The sequence below is a fragment of the Vreelandella populi genome (assembly GCF_003989825.1).
Taxonomy (GTDB): Bacteria; Pseudomonadota; Gammaproteobacteria; order Pseudomonadales; family Halomonadaceae; genus Vreelandella; species Vreelandella populi.
In genome coordinates, this window is the sequence record NZ_RZHE01000011.1 from 12,927 (window position 1) to 32,245 (window position 19,319).

14 protein-coding genes are annotated in these 19,319 nt (G+C 55.8%); 3 read left to right on the forward strand and 11 right to left on the reverse strand.

The genetic code is table 11. From position 1 onward, the window contains the following. The first annotated feature begins 63 nt into the window (after positions 1 to 63). Positions 64 to 4,002 (forward strand): hybrid sensor histidine kinase/response regulator, encoded by a 3,939-nt coding sequence (locus tag ELY25_RS11630; RefSeq protein ID WP_126951451.1) that lies wholly within the window; start codon positions 64 to 66, stop codon positions 4,000 to 4,002. A gap of 75 nt (positions 4,003 to 4,077) precedes the next feature. Here the strand turns inward: ELY25_RS11630 and ELY25_RS11635 are convergent, their stop codons facing one another. The 3 genes from ELY25_RS11635 to ELY25_RS11645 all read right to left on the reverse strand — a co-directional run bounded on the left by ELY25_RS11635 (position 4,078) and on the right by ELY25_RS11645 (position 7,672). Then, entirely contained in the window at positions 4,078 to 4,740 is a 663-nt protein-coding gene (locus tag ELY25_RS11635) for a LuxR C-terminal-related transcriptional regulator (protein ID WP_018916303.1), read from the reverse strand. Between the two features lie 265 nt (positions 4,741 to 5,005). Next, positions 5,006 to 6,955, reverse strand: coding sequence for an acetate--CoA ligase (gene acs / locus ELY25_RS11640; protein WP_126951452.1), 1,950 nt, complete (start codon positions 6,953 to 6,955; stop codon positions 5,006 to 5,008). A 168-nt stretch (positions 6,956 to 7,123) separates the two neighbouring features. Further along, the gene (locus ELY25_RS11645) at positions 7,124 to 7,672 is read right to left on the reverse strand and encodes a SprT family zinc-dependent metalloprotease (protein ID WP_236995723.1); all 549 of its coding nucleotides are present in this window, start codon (positions 7,670 to 7,672) and stop codon (positions 7,124 to 7,126) included. A gap of 88 nt (positions 7,673 to 7,760) precedes the next feature. On the opposite strand from ELY25_RS11645, the gene ELY25_RS11650 reads away from it, so the two are divergent. After that, a complete protein-coding gene (locus tag ELY25_RS11650; protein ID WP_126951454.1) occupies positions 7,761 to 8,429 on the forward strand; it encodes a YecA/YgfB family protein in 669 nt (222 codons plus the stop codon). 19 nt (positions 8,430 to 8,448) lie between these two features. On the opposite strand, the gene ELY25_RS11655 is transcribed toward ELY25_RS11650, so the two are convergent. From ELY25_RS11655 to ampD, 7 genes are all read right to left on the reverse strand, one after another. After that, the gene (locus ELY25_RS11655; RefSeq protein WP_126951455.1) at positions 8,449 to 9,576 is read right to left on the reverse strand and encodes a phospholipase D-like domain-containing protein; all 1,128 of its coding nucleotides are present in this window, start codon (positions 9,574 to 9,576) and stop codon (positions 8,449 to 8,451) included. A 47-nt stretch (positions 9,577 to 9,623) separates the two neighbouring features. Continuing rightward, the gene (locus ELY25_RS11660) at positions 9,624 to 10,331 is read right to left on the reverse strand and encodes a class I SAM-dependent methyltransferase (RefSeq protein ID WP_126951456.1); all 708 of its coding nucleotides are present in this window, start codon (positions 10,329 to 10,331) and stop codon (positions 9,624 to 9,626) included. Continuing rightward, positions 10,328 to 11,026 carry a tRNA (adenosine(37)-N6)-threonylcarbamoyltransferase complex dimerization subunit type 1 TsaB gene (tsaB, locus tag ELY25_RS11665; protein WP_126951457.1) on the reverse strand — a complete coding sequence of 233 codons (699 nt, stop codon included), beginning with the start codon at positions 11,024 to 11,026 and terminating at the stop codon, positions 10,328 to 10,330. Before tsaB ends, ELY25_RS11660 begins: the two co-directional genes overlap by 4 nt. 108 nt (positions 11,027 to 11,134) lie before the next feature. After that, positions 11,135 to 11,788 carry an adenylate kinase gene (gene adk / locus ELY25_RS11670; RefSeq protein WP_126951458.1) on the reverse strand — a complete coding sequence of 218 codons (654 nt, stop codon included), beginning with the start codon at positions 11,786 to 11,788 and terminating at the stop codon, positions 11,135 to 11,137. 254 nt (positions 11,789 to 12,042) lie between these two features. After that, on the reverse strand, positions 12,043 to 14,121 hold the full coding sequence (gene aceF, locus ELY25_RS11675; RefSeq protein ID WP_126951459.1) for a pyruvate dehydrogenase complex dihydrolipoyllysine-residue acetyltransferase: 2,079 nt from the start codon (positions 14,119 to 14,121) through the stop codon (positions 12,043 to 12,045). 59 nt (positions 14,122 to 14,180) lie between these two features. After that, positions 14,181 to 16,853, reverse strand: a complete 2,673-nt coding sequence (gene aceE / locus ELY25_RS11680; protein ID WP_126951460.1) for a pyruvate dehydrogenase (acetyl-transferring), homodimeric type — start codon at positions 16,851 to 16,853, stop codon at positions 14,181 to 14,183. Between the two features lie 382 nt (positions 16,854 to 17,235). After that, a complete protein-coding gene (gene ampD, locus ELY25_RS11685) occupies positions 17,236 to 17,820 on the reverse strand; it encodes a 1,6-anhydro-N-acetylmuramyl-L-alanine amidase AmpD (protein WP_126951561.1) in 585 nt (194 codons plus the stop codon). A gap of 96 nt (positions 17,821 to 17,916) precedes the next feature. Between ampD and nadC the strand changes: the two genes are divergently transcribed. After that, positions 17,917 to 18,771 carry a carboxylating nicotinate-nucleotide diphosphorylase gene (nadC, locus tag ELY25_RS11690; protein WP_126951461.1) on the forward strand — a complete coding sequence of 285 codons (855 nt, stop codon included), beginning with the start codon at positions 17,917 to 17,919 and terminating at the stop codon, positions 18,769 to 18,771. 13 nt (positions 18,772 to 18,784) lie between these two features. Here the strand turns inward: nadC and ELY25_RS11695 are convergent, their stop codons facing one another. Beyond that, complete coding sequence (locus ELY25_RS11695; protein ID WP_126951462.1) at positions 18,785 to 19,315, reverse strand: GNAT family N-acetyltransferase; 531 nt, start codon at positions 19,313 to 19,315, stop codon at positions 18,785 to 18,787. Positions 19,316 to 19,319 lie beyond the last annotated feature (4 nt).

The window sequence follows — 19,319 nt, forward strand, 5'->3', positions numbered from 1 at the left end:
TAGAATGAGGCTCTTTGTACGCGCCGCTCGCTGGGCGAGATAAACGTTGGTGGGGGAATAGGCATGTTTCACGGTGGGCTACTGGTCGCAGTATCACTACTTTATATTGCGATTCTATTCGGTATTGCCTGGTACGGTGACCGCCGTGCACGTACCCACGGCGCCAGCCGTCGGCGCCCCATCATCTATAGTCTGGCCTTGGCCATCTACTGCACCTCATGGACCTTTTACGGCGCGGTCGGCCAGGCGGCCACCGCAGGCTGGTCTTTTGCCAGTATCTTCGTAGGGCCCATCCTTACGTTTCTGCTGTTCTGGCCGGTGCTGGCCAAGATGATTCGTGTGGCCAAGCACCAGAACGTCACCTCGATTGCCGACTTTATCGCCTCACGTTACGGCAAGACCCAGTCGCTGGCGGCGTTTGCCAGCCTGGTGGCACTGGTCGGCACGCTCCCCTATATCGCCCTGCAGCTCAAAGCCGTCTCGACTACCTTCAGCGTACTCACCGATGCGGATACGTCCGGCGCCCCGCTGTTTGGCGACACCGCTTTCTACGTGGCCATTGTCATGGTGGTGTTTGCGATTCTGTTCGGCACTCGGCATACCGACGCCACCGAGCACCACGAGGGCCTGATACACGCCGTGGCGTTCGAGTCCATCGTCAAACTGCTGGCCTTCGTGGTGCTGGGCGCTTTCGTTACCTGGGGCATGTTTGACGGCTTGGGCGAGCTGATGGGGCATGCCGAGAGCCAGCTTGAACTGCATCGCCAGCTTGCCAACCAGGACTTTGGACAAAGCTTCTGGGCACAAACCCTGCTCGCCATGCTGGCGATCCTATGTCTCCCCCGCCAGTTTCACGTCGCAGTGGTCGAGAACATCCACCCCGATGATGCTACCAAGGCCCGCTGGCTGTTCCCGCTTTACCTGTTAGCCATTGCCTTTTTTGTCGTGCCGCTGGCCGCTGCCGGACTATTACTCTTTTCAGAAAGTGGTGTGGAGCCCGACACCTACGTACTGGCGCTCTCCATGCAGTCCGGCCAGCAGTGGCTGACACTGCTTACCTTTATTGGCGGCTTTTCAGCCGCCACCGGCATGGTGATAGTGGCGGCTGTGGCGGTATCCATCATGATCTCCAACGAGATTGTTATACCGGCGCTGTTCAGGTTGCGCTGGTTTGATACCAAGGCCCGCGATTATGGACGCCTGGTGCTGCGTGCTCGACGCATCACCATCGCCGTGGTGCTGACAATGGCCTACGGCTTCTACCGGTTGATTGCCGAGTTCACCTCGCTTGCCTCTATCGGCATGCTTTCTTTTGCCGCCGCCGCACAATTTGCGCCCGCGGTTATTGGCGGCCTTTACTGGAAACGCGGTAACCGGCTGGGCGTTATTGTAGGCATGAATGCAGGCTTTGCCATTTGGGCATATAGCCTGCTGATGCCCGCAATGATCAATGCCGGTGTACTGCCCCAGGAGTGGCTAAATGGCGGGCCTTTAGGTATTCGCTGGCTCTCACCTACCGGACTTTTGGGCTTGAATCTGGGCGACAGCTTTACCCACGGCGTGATGCTATCGCTTGGGGTTAACCTGTTTTGCTATATCTTCATTTCCCAGGTGACCTCACAGCGCGTGGTGGAGCGTATTCAGGCCTCGCTGTTTGTGGACAGCGTTGAAACCCGCCAGACCTCGGTTAATCGCCCCTGGACCGGCGCCACGACAGTGGGCGATCTTAAAGTGTTATGCGAACGCTTTTTGGGCGCCAGCCAGGTTGACCGCGCATTTGAGGATTACGCCCGCCGGGCCGGTAAGCCGCTGGACAACAGCACCCGGGCCTCCATCGATATTATTCAGTTTACTGAACGCTTCCTTGCCTCGGTGCTTGGCGCCTCCTCGGCGCGCATCGTGGTCAATTCCGCGCTTCAGGGGCGCGGTATCGGTATTTCCGATGTTATCTCGATTGTCGATGAAGCATCCCAAGTACTGGAATTTAACCGCGCCCTGCTGCAAGCCACGATAGAAAACATCAACCAGGGCATTAGCGTCGTCGATCAAAATTTACGCCTGGTGGTCTGGAACCAGCGCTACCTTGAGCTGTTTCGTTTTCCGGATCACCTGATTCGTGTTGGCGCGCCGATTGATCGCATCTTCCGCTATAACGCCCATAACGGTGAGTACGGTCCGGGCGACCCAGAAGAGCACGTTCAGCTGCTGCTGGATAACATTCGCGATGGCCACCCCCATCGCTATGTTCGCTACCGCCAGGATGGCAGCGTGCTGGAAGTGCAGGGCAACCCCATGCCTGGCGGCGGGTTTGTGTATACCTATCAGGATATTACCCAGCAAAAGCGCATCGAAGAAGCGCTTATTCGCTCGGAAAACAACATTCGCATTTACACCGATAACGTCCCTGCGCTGATCGCCTATTTTGATAAAGAGTGTCGTTATCTATTCACCAACCGCGCCTACGAGCAAGCGTTCAGCATTGATCGTAATGCCGTCATTGGCCGACGCTTTGAAGACGTACTCTCACTGAAGCAGTCAGAAGAACGCGGCCCTTGGGTCGAGCGCGCACTGGCCGGAGAACGGGTGAGCTTTGAGGTCGCTATGCGCGTAAACGACGCTATGCGCTATATGCTGGTTACCTACACGCCGCACTTTGGCGACAGTCAGTCGATTCTAGGGTTCTTTGCCCTGTATCAGGATATTACCGAACGGCGCCAAGCAGAGATTGCGCTTAAAGAGACCAACGAAACCCTTGAAGAGCGCGTTCGCGAGCGTACCCAGGCGCTTTCTGAGGCCAACGCAGCGCTGCGTCAGGAGAACCGCGTACGCGCCGAGGCCGAGCAGGCTCTGCGCCAGGCCAAGCAGTTGGCGGAAGATGCCAACGCGTCCAAAACACGCTTTTTAGCTGCGGCTAGCCACGATTTGTTACAGCCGTTAAACGCCGCCCGGCTGTTTACCTCCGCTCTGATGCAAAACGTTACCGCCCCCGATACCCAGCGCACCATCGGACATATCGATAATTCGTTACAGGCCGCTGAAGAGCTGCTCGGCACGCTGCTGGATATCTCCAAGCTGGATGCTGGCGCACTGACGCCTCGCCGCAACCACTTTGCCCTGGCGGATATTTTCCGGCCGCTGCGCGCTGAGTTTGAAGTGATGGCCGACAACCGCGGACTTGATCTGGTAGTGGTGCCCACCCATCAGTGGGTCGACTCAGATCCGCAAATGCTTCGTCGGATTGTGCAGAACTTTTTATCCAACGCCATTCGCTATACCCAGGATGGCCGCGTGCTGCTGGGCTGTCGCCGCCAAAGTGGCCGGCTGGTGATTGAAGTGTGGGACAGCGGCCCTGGTATTCCGGAATCCAAGCTTACGGAAATATTCCAGGAGTTTCGTCGCCTGGATCAGGTATCGCGGCATAAAGAGAGTGAAAAAGGCCTGGGGCTTGGTCTCTCGATTGCCGACCGGATGAGCCGCGTGCTCGACCACCCCATTAAGGTGCGCTCCTGGGAAGGCCGTGGCACCGTATTCTCGGTCAGCGTCCCCATTGTGGCCGCCAAGGAAATCAGCCCGGACGAACAGGAGCCGTCAAATCGACGCAGTGGTAATAAGCTTGCCGGTACCCGAATCGTGTGTATCGATAACGAAACGCTCATTTTGGAAGGCATGACAGCTATGCTGAGCGGCTGGGGATGCGAGGTGTTTACCGCGACCAGCATTGGGGGCGCTAAATCAATACTACGCAATATGGATGGCGACCCCGACGCAATTCTGGCCGATTACCATCTGGACAATGAAGTCACCGGTTTGATGGCGCTGGAGGCCCTTAGCGAGCGCTTATCCAGTGCGGTGCCCGGCATTGTGATTACGGCCGACCGAACGGAAGCCGTTGCCGAAGAGATCAAACGCGATGGGTATCAGCTGCTCTTAAAACCGGTAAAACCGGCCGCCTTGCGCGCACTTTTAACCCGCACGCTGCAAGCCAGCCGGGCGAATGTCTAAGCATTAAACGGCTGTATCAATAAAAAACCTCGCTTACGGTCAACGTAAGCGAGGTTTTTTCATAAGCGCAGGCGCTTATGACACGACTTTAGGCGGCTCAACTTCCAGCTTCTGGGCGGCAATAACCGCTTGGGTGCGAGAGTGAACACCAAGCTTACGCAGGATAGCCGTGACGTGGGCCTTGATGGTCGCTTCAGAAACATTAAGCTCGTAGGCAATCTGCTTGTTCAGCAGGCCTTCGGTCAGCATGTTAAGCACGCGAAACTGCTGGGGCGTCAAGGAGGCAATCGCCTCGGCAAAGCGCGACTCTTCCTCGCTGGTTTCTTCAAGTACGTTAGCCAACGCTTCCGGTAGCCAGACCTCGCCCTGGAGAATTTCACCTACCGCCTCGGCGATCAACTGTAGCGAGGAGGACTTGGGAATAAAGCCTGAGGCGCCGTAATCAATAGCGCGGCGGACCACGTAAGGTTCATCGCTTCCCGATACCACCGCCACCGGAATATCCGGCATCTGGCCACGTAGCTGAATTAGCCCCGAGAAGCCATGCGCGCCCGGCATATGTAGATCCAGCAAAATCAGGTCAGCATCAGGATGGCGATTAACCACTTCCGTTGTGGCTTCCATGGTGTCAGCCTCGACAATCTCAGCCTGCGGGGCCAGTTGACGCAACGCTTGGGTAAGCGCTGCGCGAAACAGCGGATGGTCGTCTGCAACGATAAACTTATGGGCTACTGCCATGGATATTCCTCCGGTTCCTCGTACAGCGGTTTTAAGCCGCCGCGACGCTAGGCTCATACGGTCACATGGTACCCCATGGGCTTATTCAAGCCCAAACATCCCATGCACATTTTGTCATCGTTATGTCACCCGTTTAAACGCAACAGTGCCGGCTCTGTGGCCGGCACTACAACGCGTAAGCGCAGTATGCTGCTATTCACGCCTTTTTGGGTTGGCGCTAAAAACAGGTATCTTAGCCGAGCTAAGATCACTGAGTGATAAGCTACTACTGATTGGCGCGATGCTCAATCAAATCATCAACTACCGAGGGGTCTGCCAGTGTACTCGTATCCCCTAGACCATCACATTCATTGGCAGCAATTTTACGCAAAATACGCCGCATGATCTTGCCCGAGCGGGTTTTGGGTAGCCCCGGCGCCCACTGAATGACATCTGGTGACGCAATAGGCCCGATATCTTTACGCACCCACTGGGTCAGCTCTTTCTTCAATTCATCGGACGGATCGATACCGTCATTAAGGGTAACGTAAATATAGATGCCCTGGCCTTTGATATCGTGAGGGAAACCGACCACTGCCGCTTCGGCAACCGCCGAGTGCGCCACCAAGGAGGACTCGATTTCTGCGGTACCCATACGGTGACCCGACACGTTAAGCACGTCATCCACGCGACCGGTAATCCAGTAATAGCCATCCTCATCGCGGCGGCAGCCGTCACCGGTAAAATACATACCATCGTAGGTAGAAAAGTACGTCTGAACGAAGCGTTCGTGATCGCCCCAGATAGAGCGCGCCTGCCCCGGCCAGGAATCGAGAATTACCAGGTTGCCTTCAGTGGCGCCTTCAAGCTGGTTACCTTCGTTATCCACCAGCGCTGGCTGTACGCCAAAGAAAGGCAGCGTTGCTGAACCGGGTTTCAAATCGGTTGCCCCAGGTAGCGGGGTAATCATGATGCCGCCAGTTTCGGTTTGCCACCAGGTATCCACAATCGGGCACTTCTCGTTGCCGATCACGCGGTAAAACCACTCCCAGGCTTCCGGGTTGATAGGCTCGCCTACTGAGCCAAGTAGGCGCAGGCTGCCCCGCGAGCTGCTATCCATGACGTTATCGCCATGAGCCATTAGCGCACGTACGGCGGTCGGGGCAGTATAGAGAATGTTGACCTTATGCTTATCAACAATTTCACCCAGGCGGCCATGGGTCGGGTAGCTCGGCACGCCTTCGAACATTAGCGTGGTGGCTCCATTGGCCAGCGGCCCATAAACGATGTAGCTATGCCCGGTAACCCAGCCGACATCGGCGCTGCACCAGTAGACTTCACCTTCCTGATAATCGAACACGTACTGGTGGGTCATGGAGGCGTAGGTAAGGTATCCGCCGGTCGTGTGCTTAAGCCCCTTGGGCGCGCCAGTGGAACCTGAGGTGTAAAGAATAAACAGCGGATCTTCCGCGCCCATCGGCTCGGCTTCGCACTCGGTTGACTGCTTGTCCACCAGCTCATCAAACCAGAGATCGCGGCCTTCATTCCACTCGATATCACCGCCGGTGCGTTTGACGACCAGCACGTTCTTGCAGACATCGGTGCCATCACGGGTCAGCGCTGAATCAACATTATCTTTGAGCGGCACATGCTTTCCACCGCGCACCGACTCATCGGCCGTAATGATCAGTTTTGAATCAGCACCGATAATACGTTGGGCTACCGCATCGGGTGAGAAGCCTCCAAATACCACCGAGTGCACCGCACCAATGCGCGCGCAGGCCAGCATCGCCATGGCCGCTTCCGGAATCATCGGCATGTACATCGTAACGGTATCGCCCTTCTTGATGCCGAGTTCTTTCAGGGCATTGGCAAGCTGACAAGTACGCGCATGCAGCTCGCGATAGGTAATATGCTTGGACTCATCAGGGTTATCACCTTCCCAGATGATCGCCGTTTGATCGCCACGTTTTTCCAGATGCCGGTCAAGGCAGTTAGCGCTTACGTTGAGCACGCCATCTTCGAACCAGCGAATATCCACGTTATCGCGTTTAAAAGAGGTGTTCTTGATTTTGGTCGGCGCTTTGATCCAATCAAGACGTTTGGCCTGTTCTGCCCAGAAACTTTCGGGGTCATCCTTGGACTGCTGGTACATGGCCGTGAATTTATCTTTGTCGGCCCAGGCATTGGCGGCGATAGCATCGCGCACCGGATAGACGTTTTGATGTTCGCTCATAGTTGCCTCTGTCCGTGGAAACACATTCTTATAGGAAATGTAGTCGGTATTCGTTCTGGCGCGCCGACACCACTAAATATTCCTCTAGCATAAACCTCCCTTAGGCGCCTTCCTCTTAGACATTGGTATTAATAATTTTTAATTTAAAAACAGCAACCTAGAACCAGCTCATGACGCATCACAGGCAGTATAGACCAACGCCTGCTGACAATGGCGGCAGCGATAGCGGCGCCCCTTCACGACCAGGGCATGGCGTCTGGCCGTTAGCTGGTGGGTACGACAGCTGCAACGATAGCCATAAGGCGCTGGCTGGGCTTTTTGAATATCAAAGCGGTGGGTCACAAGAGGAGCCACCCCAAACAGGTTGCGCATGACAGACTGCCATTCGCGTCCATGGGGTTTCAAGCGCTGCCCACCCTGGAGGTGAAAGACCAGCCAGTGGGCCATTTCATGGGGAATAACCTCATCGAAAAAAGCGGTGCGGTTATCGCTCAGCAAAATAGGGTTAAAGCGCAACCCGCCCCGCCCGAGGTGAGCTTGGCCAGCCGAGGCCCCTTTCAGATCAAACCACACACGAGGGCGTGGCAGCTGTGGATAAACTTCCAGGCAGCGCTGCCACGCCTGCTCGACCCGACTTAATGCCGCTTTTTGCAGCGCCTCTACCGAAAGTGCAGCTAGCTCATTAACTGGCCAGGAGGGCAGCGGCGATACGCCCATTGGTGATCCCCCTATTAGTGATAAACTGATCATTAATGAATGCCTGAACATTGTTACCCATTAAACGACTAAATTCATGAGGCTTGCCATGGCAGAGCGCCCCCACGACGCAAACGCGCCAGAGACCGCCCCACCACAGCCGCTGCTTACCGACGAGCAGCTTGATCGGCTGGATGATTTCCTCGACTCCGACCAAGTGGACGAGGATGCGCTGGACCTGATCTCCGCCCACGGCTTTCTGGTGGCGTTGGCGGTAGCCCCCAGCGAGGTGCCGTCTGCCCAGTGGCTTACCGAGCTGTTTCAAGGCGAGCCGCGCTATACCGATGACAGTGAGCGCGACGAGATCGTCACTCTGCTTACGTTACTGCGCGATAACGCGATGTCGGTGCTGGAACAAGGCGGCCTGCCCGAACTGCCCTTTGAGCTGACCCTTGATGGCCTGCCCGCTGAAGAAACGTCGATTGGCGATTGGTGCGCGGGCTTTATGGAAGGCGTATTCAGTGACGAAAGCGCCTGGTTCCAGGACGATGAAGAAGCCGCTGCAACGCTGCTGTTACCTTTCATGCTGCTTTCCGGGCTATTTGATGACGAGCCCGACATGGCCGAGATGGCCAGCGACACCGAGCGTCAAGAGGGGCTGGTCGCACAGCTTCCTGAGCTGGTGCTGGACCTGTATTTGCACTACCGCGTTCCGCCAGAAACGCCCAAGCCCAAACCGCGCAAGAAAACGCCTGCCAAGGGCGGCAAGCGTCGCTAGGTGACTCGCTGCCTTATCTTTACTTAAGCCGGGTAATCACTGAGTCCAGCGTACCGAATACCCATTCAAAAATACGCTGTGTCCGGGGGCGCTCGGCCCACTCTTCGGCCAGCACTTCCTTGCTGGCCGAAAAATTTCGCTCAAACATCGCCTGTACATCACAGGCCAAGCGTTCATCCATCGCTTCCTGATTGGCTTCCAGGTTCCAGTGAAGATTCCAGTGATCGAAATTGCACGAGCCAATGCTCACCCAGTTATCTGCCAATACGAACTTGGCGTGAATAAAGGTGGGCTGGAACTCATAGATACGTACACCCGCTTTGAGCATTGCTTGATAGAAGCGTTGCCCGGCATAGCGGACACTGGGATGATCATGCTTGGAGCCGGGAAGCAGCAGCCGTACATCCACACCACGCTTGGCAGCACGGGCCAAGCGGCGCCTTAAGGTAAACGTAGGCACAAAGTAAGGCGTGCATAGCCATAGGCGCTGTTGAACGCTCCCCACTTGCTGGTAAAGCGAGTGGCGAATCGCTTGATACCGATACCCCCTGCCCTGCATTGCCCGCCCTGTCGCCCCATCTTCAAACGCCAACGCCTTGCGCTGTTTGGGAAGCGGCTCAGGTCCTCGCTTATCGTCTGCCCGCGCCAGCCGCGAGCGCCATAGGCGGCGAAAAAGTATTTCCCAATCGGCAACCACCGGGCCTTCGATACGTACCGCAATCTCGTACCAGGCTTCCAGAAACTCATCGACTGCGCCAAAACCCCCGGTAAAGGCAATCTCTCCATCAATCACCAGAATCTTGCGATGGTCGCGACTCAAGTTACGCGCTAGTGAGTGCAGCCCTAGCGGATTAAAAAAACGCAGCGCGACCCCGGCTTCCAGAAGCCGCTCACGATCCTGCTTGGCAAGCCCCATGGCCCCAAAGCCATCAAGCAGCAAGTAGACACTTACACCGCGTTGAGCGGTTTTATTAAGCACCTCAATGAACTGGTCAGCAAGCTTCCCCGACTCCATCAAGTAAAGCTCTACCAAAACATATTGCTTTGCATTGTTGATGGCTTCAAACATGGCAGGCAGGAAGCGTGATGCCTCGGGCAGCAGGGTAAACCGGTTTCCCTTGCGCCATGTCAGAGGCTGATACTTCATAGATCCTGCTCCTTGTTGCGAGTCATTCGTCAGCGATGCATATCGACCTAACGATGCAACGACTGTTTGACATAAAGATCATAGCGGCTGGTCTTGCCTTCCAGCACATGCTGAGGCGCTGGTCCTGCGACAGGAGGAGCCTTGCGCGGGCGCTTTACCACTACCCGGTGCGTGGCGATGTCCAGGGCAGCTTCCAGCAGCCGTGGCGCATCATCGTCATCGCCGGCCAGTTCACGAAACAGGCGCATCTCTTTTTTAACCAACGCCGATTTTTCCCGATGCGGGAACATCGGATCCAGGTGAATGACCTGAGGATCAAACGCTGCCTCTGCGATCAGCGCTTCAAGTGACTGGGCCGAATCCCCATGGCGTAACGTCATCCGGTCGATGATATCGGCAATCTCGGCTTCTTTTGCGCCACGCCTTAAGCCGTCGTCAAGCAGAGCTGCAATGGCCTCGACACGCTCAATTAACAGCACCCGGGCGCCGAGGCTTGCCAGTACAAAGGCATCCCGGCCAAGCCCGGCGGTTGCATCCACGATACTTGGCGTTACGCCTTTAGCCAGCCCGCACGCCTTAGCCACCAATTGACCACGCCCGCCGCCAAACTGACGACGATGCGCCGCCTTGCCTGCAGCAAAATCGATGCTTAGCGGCTTACCGTAACATTTTTCATCCCCGGCCAGCACCAGCTGGCCATTCTGCATGACAAGCGACAATCCTGAAGGTAGATCAGCCGTATGAGGCAGGCTCATGCGGGCTTTTTCCAGGCCACGTCATTGCGTAAGTAAACCGGCTGCGCCAGATGGGCGGCCTGACCCAATCCAGCAGCAAAATCGTCTGCTGCAAGCCAGGCCATCTCCTCAGCACGTGGCTCAAGATCATCAAGGTGCTGAGACATGCGTACCTGCACGGTGGGCGCAAATTGCTCCCATAGGGTAAAACCCGAGCCCACGCCCACCCAATCAATTTCATCTTCCGGTAGGTGAAATGCTTCCGGAGCCAGTACGGCTTCAGCATGCTTAAGACTTACACTGTCGTTCAGACAGTACCAAGTAGCCGCATACACCTCCCCCATGCGTGCATCCAACGCGGTGACGATATGGCGAAAGTGAAAGCGTCGATGAGCCTGAAGGGCCAGCGCCTTGAGCGTTGAGATACCCAGTAGCGGGCAATCGAGCCCGAATGCCAGCCCCTGCGCCGCACCTGCCGCAATACGCAGGCCGGTGAACGACCCAGGGCCCTGCCCAAACGCGATGGCATCGAGTGCAGCAGGTGTAATCTGCGCGTCAGCCAGCAACTCATCCACCATGGGCATCAGACGCCGGGTATGGGCGCGTGGCGTCACCTCATGACGCGCCAGACATTCACTATTGCCACCATCCTGACGTAGCAGCGCAACCGAGCAGGCGCTGGATGAGGCGTCTAGCGCAAGAAGATGTAACGACATAGCAATTCAGCACTCGTGATAAGTATCCGGCCATTATACCTTTAGCGCGCCGATACGACGATGGCCCGCGAAAGGCGGGCCATCGGTTTGCACTACTTCAAGGCATGCTTAGCTAAGCGCTTCTTTAACCTGGCGGGTAATATCATTAACACTGCCTACGCCTTCTACGCGATGGTATTGCGGCGCGGCGGCCGGGTCGCTGTTTGCCCACTGCTGATAGTAATCGACCAGAGGCGCCGTTTGGTCGTGATAGACCGACAGACGATTGCGCACCGTTGATTCCTGGTCATCCTCGCGCTGAATCAGCTGCTCACCGGTCACATCGTCTTTACCCGGCTCTTTAGGCGGGTTGTGATCAACGTGATACACGCGACCCGAGGCCGGGTGAACGCGACGCCCTGCCAGACGGTTCACAATCTCTTCATCCGGTACGGCGATTTCCAGTACGTGGTCGATCTTCACACCACCTTCCTTCATGGCGTCCGCCTGGGGAATGGTGCGTGGGAAACCGTCAAACAGGAACCCGTTTTCACAGTCAGGCTGGCTAATGCGTTCTTTCACCAAATCAATGATGATCTCGTCGGACACCAGGCCGCCGCTATTCATGATCTCTTTAACTTTAAGCCCCAGCTCGGTGCCGTCTTTAATCGCCGCGCGCAGCATATCCCCGGTGGAAATCTGGGGAATCTTGAACTGCTCGCAGATATATTGAGCCTGAGTCCCCTTCCCCGCGCCGGGGGCACCCAACAGGATTAAACGCATGGCACTGCTCCTTGAATGTAAAAAATGCGACACAATGAATTAACTGACAATAACCGGGCCACTCAGGCGGCACAACTCCCCAAAAGCCTGAGAAACACATTTTTCTGAGATTTTTTTAAATAAAACAGCTAAATGACGAACGCCAAACCCCTTGGGCGCCCTTTTTACCATCCTAAACGCACGCGGCGCCCGTTATGGGCGCCGCGCGATAGACCGTATTGCCTTGCTACTAATTGATTACTGATGACGCATCATTACAGCAGCAGGCGGCGGATATCGGTCAGTACATCAGCCAGGAAGGCAGTAAAGCGTGCCGCATCGGCACCGTTGATCGCTCGGTGATCATAAGAGAGCGACAGCGGCATCATCAGCCGCGGCTGGAAGGCGCTGCCATCCCAGACGGGCTTCATCTGCGCTTTGGAAACACCCAGAATAGCCACTTCCGGCGCATTGACGATCGGTGTGAACGCCGTGCCACCAATCGAGCCCAGGCTCGAAATAGTGAAACAGCCACCGGTCATCTCTTCGCGCTTGAGCTTCTTGGTTTGCGCCTTCTTGCCAAGCTCCGCCATGTCCTTGGCAATCTCGATCAAGGATTTCTTGTCGGCATCGCGCAGTACCGGCACCATCAGGCCGTCCGGCGTGTCAACGGCGATACCGATATGGACATAATTTTTCCATACCAGAGTTTCGCCATCGCCCTTCAGGCTGACATTGAACTGCGGGAACTTACGCAGTGCAAAGGCACAGGCTTTCACCAGGAAGGGAAGCGGGGTCAGCTTGGCGCCCTGGGCTTCGGCTTCTGCCTTCATCGATTTACGGAAGTTCTCGAGCTCGGTGATATCCGCCTCATCAAACTGGGTCACGTGAGGCACGTTAAGCCAGCTACGATGCAGATTGGTCGCGCCCATCTTGAGCAGGCGGCCCATCGGCTTCTCTTCCACTTCACCAAACTGGCTGAAGTCGACTTCCGGAATTGGCGGAATACCGGCACCACTGCTGGCCGTTGCTGTACCACCGGTGGCTTGCGCCTTACCCTGGTTGGCAATGACCTGCTTCACATAGGCCTGCACATCCTCTTTGAGCACGCGCTCCTTGGGACCGCTGGGCTTAACTAGGCCAATATCGACGCCAAGCTCGCGGGCCAGCATACGTACCGCAGGGCCTGCGTGTACCAGTTTGCCATCACGCGGCTTATGGGCCGCCATTTGGGCTTCTGGACTTGGCGTGCCACCTGTATCAGGCGATGCGTCTTTCTTGGCTGTGCGCTTATCAGCAGTTTTCTCGGGTGCTTTTTGGGAAGCATCTTTTTTGGGCGCAGGCTTGGAAGCGGCTTTTTTGGTGCCAGCTACTTCGATGTAACCAATTACATCGCCTTCAGAAACGGTGTCACCCTCTTTAACGCTCAGCTCAACAAGCTTGCCTTTATAGGGGCTGGGTACGTCCATTGAAGCCTTGTCGGACTCAAGCGTGATCAGCGGGTCTTCTTCATTGATCTCATCGCCCACCGCTACACCGATCTCAATAATCGGTACGTCTGTAGAGCCCGAGATATCCGGAACGCGAATTTCCTTGCGTTCTGGTTCAGCACTTTCAGATCCAGAGCTCTCAGTTTCTTCAGTACTGTTACCTTCTTCATCAGCGGTGTCTGCAGCCGCTTCAAGGTCGTCAGATACTTTAGGGTCTTCGGTACGTGGCGGGGCGTCAGCAGATTCGCTGCCGCCTTCCCCATCCTCACCTTCGACTTCCATCTGGCCGATGACATCGCCTTCAGAAACCGTATCGCCTTCTTTCACCGTAAACGCCACGATTTTACCGGCGTAGGGGCTAGGCACATCCATGGAGGCCTTGTCAGACTCCAGGGTGATCAGCGTGTCTTCAGCGTCGACGGTATCGCCTTCGCTTACTGCGACTTCGATGATTTCAACGTTGTCCGAGCCGCCGAGATCGGGCACCTTGATATCCACGGTCTGCTTGCCACCGCTGGATTTCTTGGCGCTCTTTTGCTCAGTCTTGGGCTTCTCTTCGGTCGCTGGGGCTTCTTCCAGCTTGGGTTCAGACGCTTGCTGCTCGCCCTCACCAGCATCGCCACCACCTTCCGCTTCAAGCTCAACGATATCGTCACCTTCAGAAACGGTATCGCCTTCTTTTACCAGCACTTTAATGACTTTGCCGCCTTTCGGGGCAGGAATATCCATGCTGGCTTTATCAGATTCCAGCGTGATCAGGGTGTCTTCCGCTGCAATGACGTCGCCTTCCGACACCGCGATCTCGATGATTTCGACATCTTCGCTTCCGCCGATGTCGGGCACTTTGATGATTTCGCTACTCAAGGTCGCGCTCCTTTCAAATCGGATCGAGCCGGCGGGTACTTAACCCGCCGGGCAGCGGTTTAGCTGGTCAGCGGATTCGGCTTGTTAGCGTCAATGCCATATTTCTTCATGGCTTCGCCAACCTGCTTACGTTCAATCTCACCACGCTCAGCCAGCGCACGCAAAGCGGCTACGGTGACGAAGTAACGATCTACCTCAAAGAAGTAACGCAGCTTCTTACGCGTGTCCGAACGGCCATAGCCATCAGTACCCAGAACAGTATAGTCACCTGGCACCCAGGCACGTACCTGATCCGCATAGAGCTTCATGTAGTCAGTCGAAGCAATCACCGGGCCATCGCGACCTTCCAGACATTTCGTGACGTGGGGCTTGTCGGCCTCCGCGTCCGGATTCAGGAAGGACTCACGCTCAAGCAGCAGCGCTTCACGACGCAGCTCGTTAAAGCTGGTCACGCTCCAGATGTCGGCGCCAATGCCCCAGTCGTTTTCCAGAAGCTCAGCCGCGGCTTCCACCTCACGCAGAATGGTGCCAGAACCCAACAGCTGAACGCGGCCCTTATCGCCCTTCGTTTCGCGCAGCAGGTACATACCTTTGACGATATCGTCGACCGGTACGTTCTCAAGCTCCGGATGCTCGTAGTTCTCGTTCATGACGGTCAAGTAGTAGAAGCAGTTCTCTTTACCAGTGAACATGCGCTTCAAACCATCCTGAACGATGACGGCGACTTCGTGACCGTAAGTGGGGTCGTAGCTGCGGCAGTTGGGGATGGTAGACGCCTGGATCAGGCTGTGGCCATCCTGGTGCTGCAGACCTTCACCGTTAAGCGTGGTACGACCAGCAGTACCGCCCACCATAAAGCCACGTGCCTGCAAGTCACCCGCGGCCCATGCCAGATCGCCAATACGCTGAAAACCAAACATGGAGTAGTAAATGTAAAATGGCAGCAGCGTGACATGGTTGTTGCTGTAGGAGGTTGCCGCCGCAATCCACGCTGACATCGCGCCTGCTTCAGTAATACCTTCTTCAAGGACCTGGCCTTTCTGGTCCTCGCGGTAGTACATGATCTGGCCTTTATCCATCGGCTCATACTTCTGGCCTTCGGCGGTATAAATGCCTAGCTGACGGAACATACCTTCCATACCGAAGGTACGCGCTTCATCAGGGATAATCGGTACGACCAGCTTGCCAAGCGTCTTATCTTTTACCAAACCATTGAGCACCCGCACAAAGGACATGGTGGTAGATACTTCGCGACCTTTGGAGCCCGCCATTTGCGTGGCGAATGTCTTGTCTTCAAGCGTGGGAATTTCCAGCGCTTCGAAATCGCTTTTTCGGCTGGGCAGGTAGCCGTTCAAGCGCTCGCGCTGAAGGTGCATGTACTTGAGCTCGGGAGAATCGTCTTCCGGCTTGTAGTAAGGCACTTCCTTGAGCTGCTCATCAGTAAGCGGAATACCGAAGCGGTCGCGGAATTTCCTCAGCGCCTCGTACTCCATGCTTTTCACTTGGTGCGCTTCGTTGGCTGCTTCGCCATCACCGCTACCCATACCGTAACCTTTCACGGTATGCGCCAGGATAACCGTCGGCTTACCGTTCGAGGAATTGACGGCTTCATGATAGGCCGCGTAAACCTTGAACGGGTCGTGTCCACCGCGGTTGAGCTTCCAGATATCTTCATCGGAAAGGTCTTTAACCATCTCTTCGGTTTCAGGATACTTGCCGAAGAAGTGCTCACGCGTGTATGCGCCGCCGTTGGCCTTGTAGTTCTGGTACTCACCGTCGACCGCTTCGTCCATACGCTTTTGAAGGAAGCCTTTCTTGTCCTTCTCAAACAGCGGATCCCAGTGACGGCCCCAGACAACCTTGATGACGTTCCAGCCAGCACCTCGGAAAACGCCTTCGAACTCATCCATGACACGCGAGTTACCGCGCACCGGACCGTCCAGACGCTGCAGGTTGCAGTTGATGACGAAGATCAGGTTATCCAGGTTCTCACGACCTGCCAAAGAGATGGCGCCTAAGGACTCCGGCTCATCGCACTCACCATCACCCATGAAGCACCAGATCTTGCGATCGTACATGTCCTTCATTTCGCGATGATGCAGGTACTTCATCACGTGGGCCTGATAGATCGCCTGGATCGGGCCAAGGCCCATGGAAACAGTCGGGAACTGCCAGTAATCCGGCATCAGCCAGGGGTGCGGATAGGACGACAGGCCGTCGCCATCCACTTCCTGACGGAACTTGTCCATCTGCTCTTCAGACAGACGGCCTTCCAGGAAGGAGCGCGCGTAAATACCCGGCGCCACGTGGCCCTGGATGTAGATCAAGTCGCCGGCAAAATCGTCTTTAGGCGCGCGGAAGAAGTGGTTAAAGCCCACGTCGTAAAGGGTTGCCGATGACATGAAACTGGCAATGTGGCCGCCAAGCCCTGGGTTGGCCCGGTTATTACGAATAACCTGAGCAATCGCGTTGTAGCGGATCAAAGAGCGGATACGACGCTCCATGAACAGATCGCCAGGCATCGGGGCTTCACGATGCAGTGGAATCGTGTTGCGATGCGGGGTTGTCACCGAGAAGGGTACCTTCATACCGTCACGGCGTAAGCGATCCGCCAGGCGGGTCATCAGGTAACGGGCGCGATCTTCGCCCTCACGATCCAGTACCGATTCCAGGGATTCCAGCCACTCCGTGGTTTCGATCGGATCGAGATCTTCTCTTGTCTCCAGACTCATAGAGGTCTCTCCGAATGACGATAAATGACATGAGCCCCGCCAACCCAGTTGGGCTTGGGGCGGCTGCGATGATTGGTGGCCACCGCAGAAAAGCATTTGCGCGGTAACGCTAACGGTATTTTAGCTCTACATTCAATGAGCTACAGTAATCTGAATGTAGTAAAGCTACACAAATGTCGTAAAAGTTAGCCTTTTGTATATAGGAAGATACCGCAAAGTCGTCACGCTGCCAATTCTAGAACAGAGGAAAAGACTATCGAAAACAAACTATTGCACCGCAACATTAGCAATTTCAAAAATTGTTTCCAGACCCGCCACTAATTCATAGTGTAACTAAACTACCGTTTTATTCTCTTATTGGTGAATAACTTAACCCACATCTTTAAAGCGCATCAACGCTATTTATGTTCAATAATTGATAAAAATATGCCCAATCAAATGCAGGCCCTGGGTCCGTTTTGCGCAGCGGCGCGACACGGGCATGGCTGGTAATTCGTGAAATGTTAAGCGCTGGATAGCGGGTTCTCAGCCATGTCACGACCTCAACCAGCGTATGATACTGAGCCTTGGTAAACGGTGTGGTGTCGTCGCCTTCAAGCTCAATGCCTAGCGAAAAATCGTTGAGCGCCTGACGCCATTCCATTCGCTGCTTATCCCACCATCTTGAGCGCCCCGCGTGCCATGCGCGCTGATCTGTATCAACAAATTGCACGCATTCACCATCGCGCCGAATCAGAAAATGCGCTGAAACGCGAAGGTGCGCAATAGCGGTAAAATAGGGATGCTCATCTGCGGCTAGCTGATTGGTGAATAGCGCTTCAATAGCCGGACCGCTAAATTGGCCCGGTGGCAGACTGATCGCGTGCAGTACCAATAAGGACACTTCATCCGTGGGCCGCGGGTCGCAGTTAGGTGATGCCACCTTTCGTGCCTGCTTGTACCACCCGTCTGGCTTCTCGTTATCAATCACGCGCAAGGTCTCCTTTCGGTTGGCACGTACTTTCACTGCTCTCTTTTACTATAATGCCGGTCACACTTGACGATGCCCAGAGAACTCACTGCTATGAATGATCAGAATGCGCTTGCTGAAGAGATCCGCCTCTGCGCTGCTCGCCTGCTGGCTGAAGACGTAGGCAGTGGCGATATTACCGCCCAGCTAATCCCCGAAAACCAGTGGGCAACGGCCAAGGTTATTACTCGCGAAGCATCCGTGCTATGCGGCACGGCCTGGGTCGAAGAGATATTTCGCCAACTAAACGAGCGCGTCACCCTGCGTTGGCAGGCCGCCGACGGTGATCGACTGGATGCTGGGCAGTGTTTTCTGGAAATTGAAGGCCCTGCACGCAGCCTGCTGACCGGCGAGCGCGCCGCGCTGAACGTGCTGCAAACGCTATCGGCGACCGCCACCACAACGCGTACCTATGTGGACTTGATGGCAGGCACTGGAGCACGTTTGCTGGATACCCGGAAAACGCTTCCCGGCCTGCGCCTGGCACAAAAGTATGCGGTTACCTGCGGTGGCGGGCACAATCACCGCATTGGCCTGTGGGACGCGTTTTTGATCAAAGAGAACCATATCGCAGCCTGCGGCGGCATTCAGGCGGCTGTTGCCCAGGCGCGGACGCTTGCGCCCAAGCTACCGGTCGAGGTTGAAGTCGAAACCTTCGAAGAATTGGATCAGGCGCTTGCAGCTGGCGCCGACATCATCATGCTGGACAACTTTGCCCTGGAAGATCTACACGTGGCCGTTGAGCTCAACGGCGGCCGAGCCACCCTTGAGGCATCGGGTAACGTGGACGCCACTACGCTTAAAGCTATTGCCGATACCGGTGTTGACTGTATTTCCAGCGGCGCACTTACTAAAGATGTTAAATCAATCGATCTTTCCATGCGCATTACCCAGACGTTCAACGTTTAACATTTAGCCCAGGCTAGGTCTCAATGGCGCTTAACCGCTTTTCCAGCCGGTAACGCTTCAACGACTCACCGCTGCGCTCGACCCACTGCTCGCCCAGGCTTTCCCATCCACGGCGCAGCAGTCGGTCAAACAGCACCAGGCTTGCTTCAATCTCTACCCGGTCGACGCCTTGCTCCAGCAGTATTCGCTCGGCATGAATCAATAGGGTGGTGCCTATTCCGCGGCCATTGAGCGACGGCCAGACATACAGCGTCTCAATACGCCCTTTAGCAATATCCAACTCAAGAAAGCCAACGCAACGTCCGTCGCATACAGCAACCAGTGTTGTGTAAAGTGCTTGGCGAGCCGCCCAGGCGCTAGCCTCACGGGGGAGCGCATTGGCCCAAGCACGCCGCTGGCTCAATTCATAGTGGCTAGCCGCGCCCTGCATGACCGCATGGTAAAACACTTCGGCCTGGTCCGAGGCGTCACGCATTAGCGCCGCGCGGTAAGTCACGCGGGGGGTGGGCGCTTTAGGCGCAGAAAGCTGCTCGGTGGTTGGCATGCAT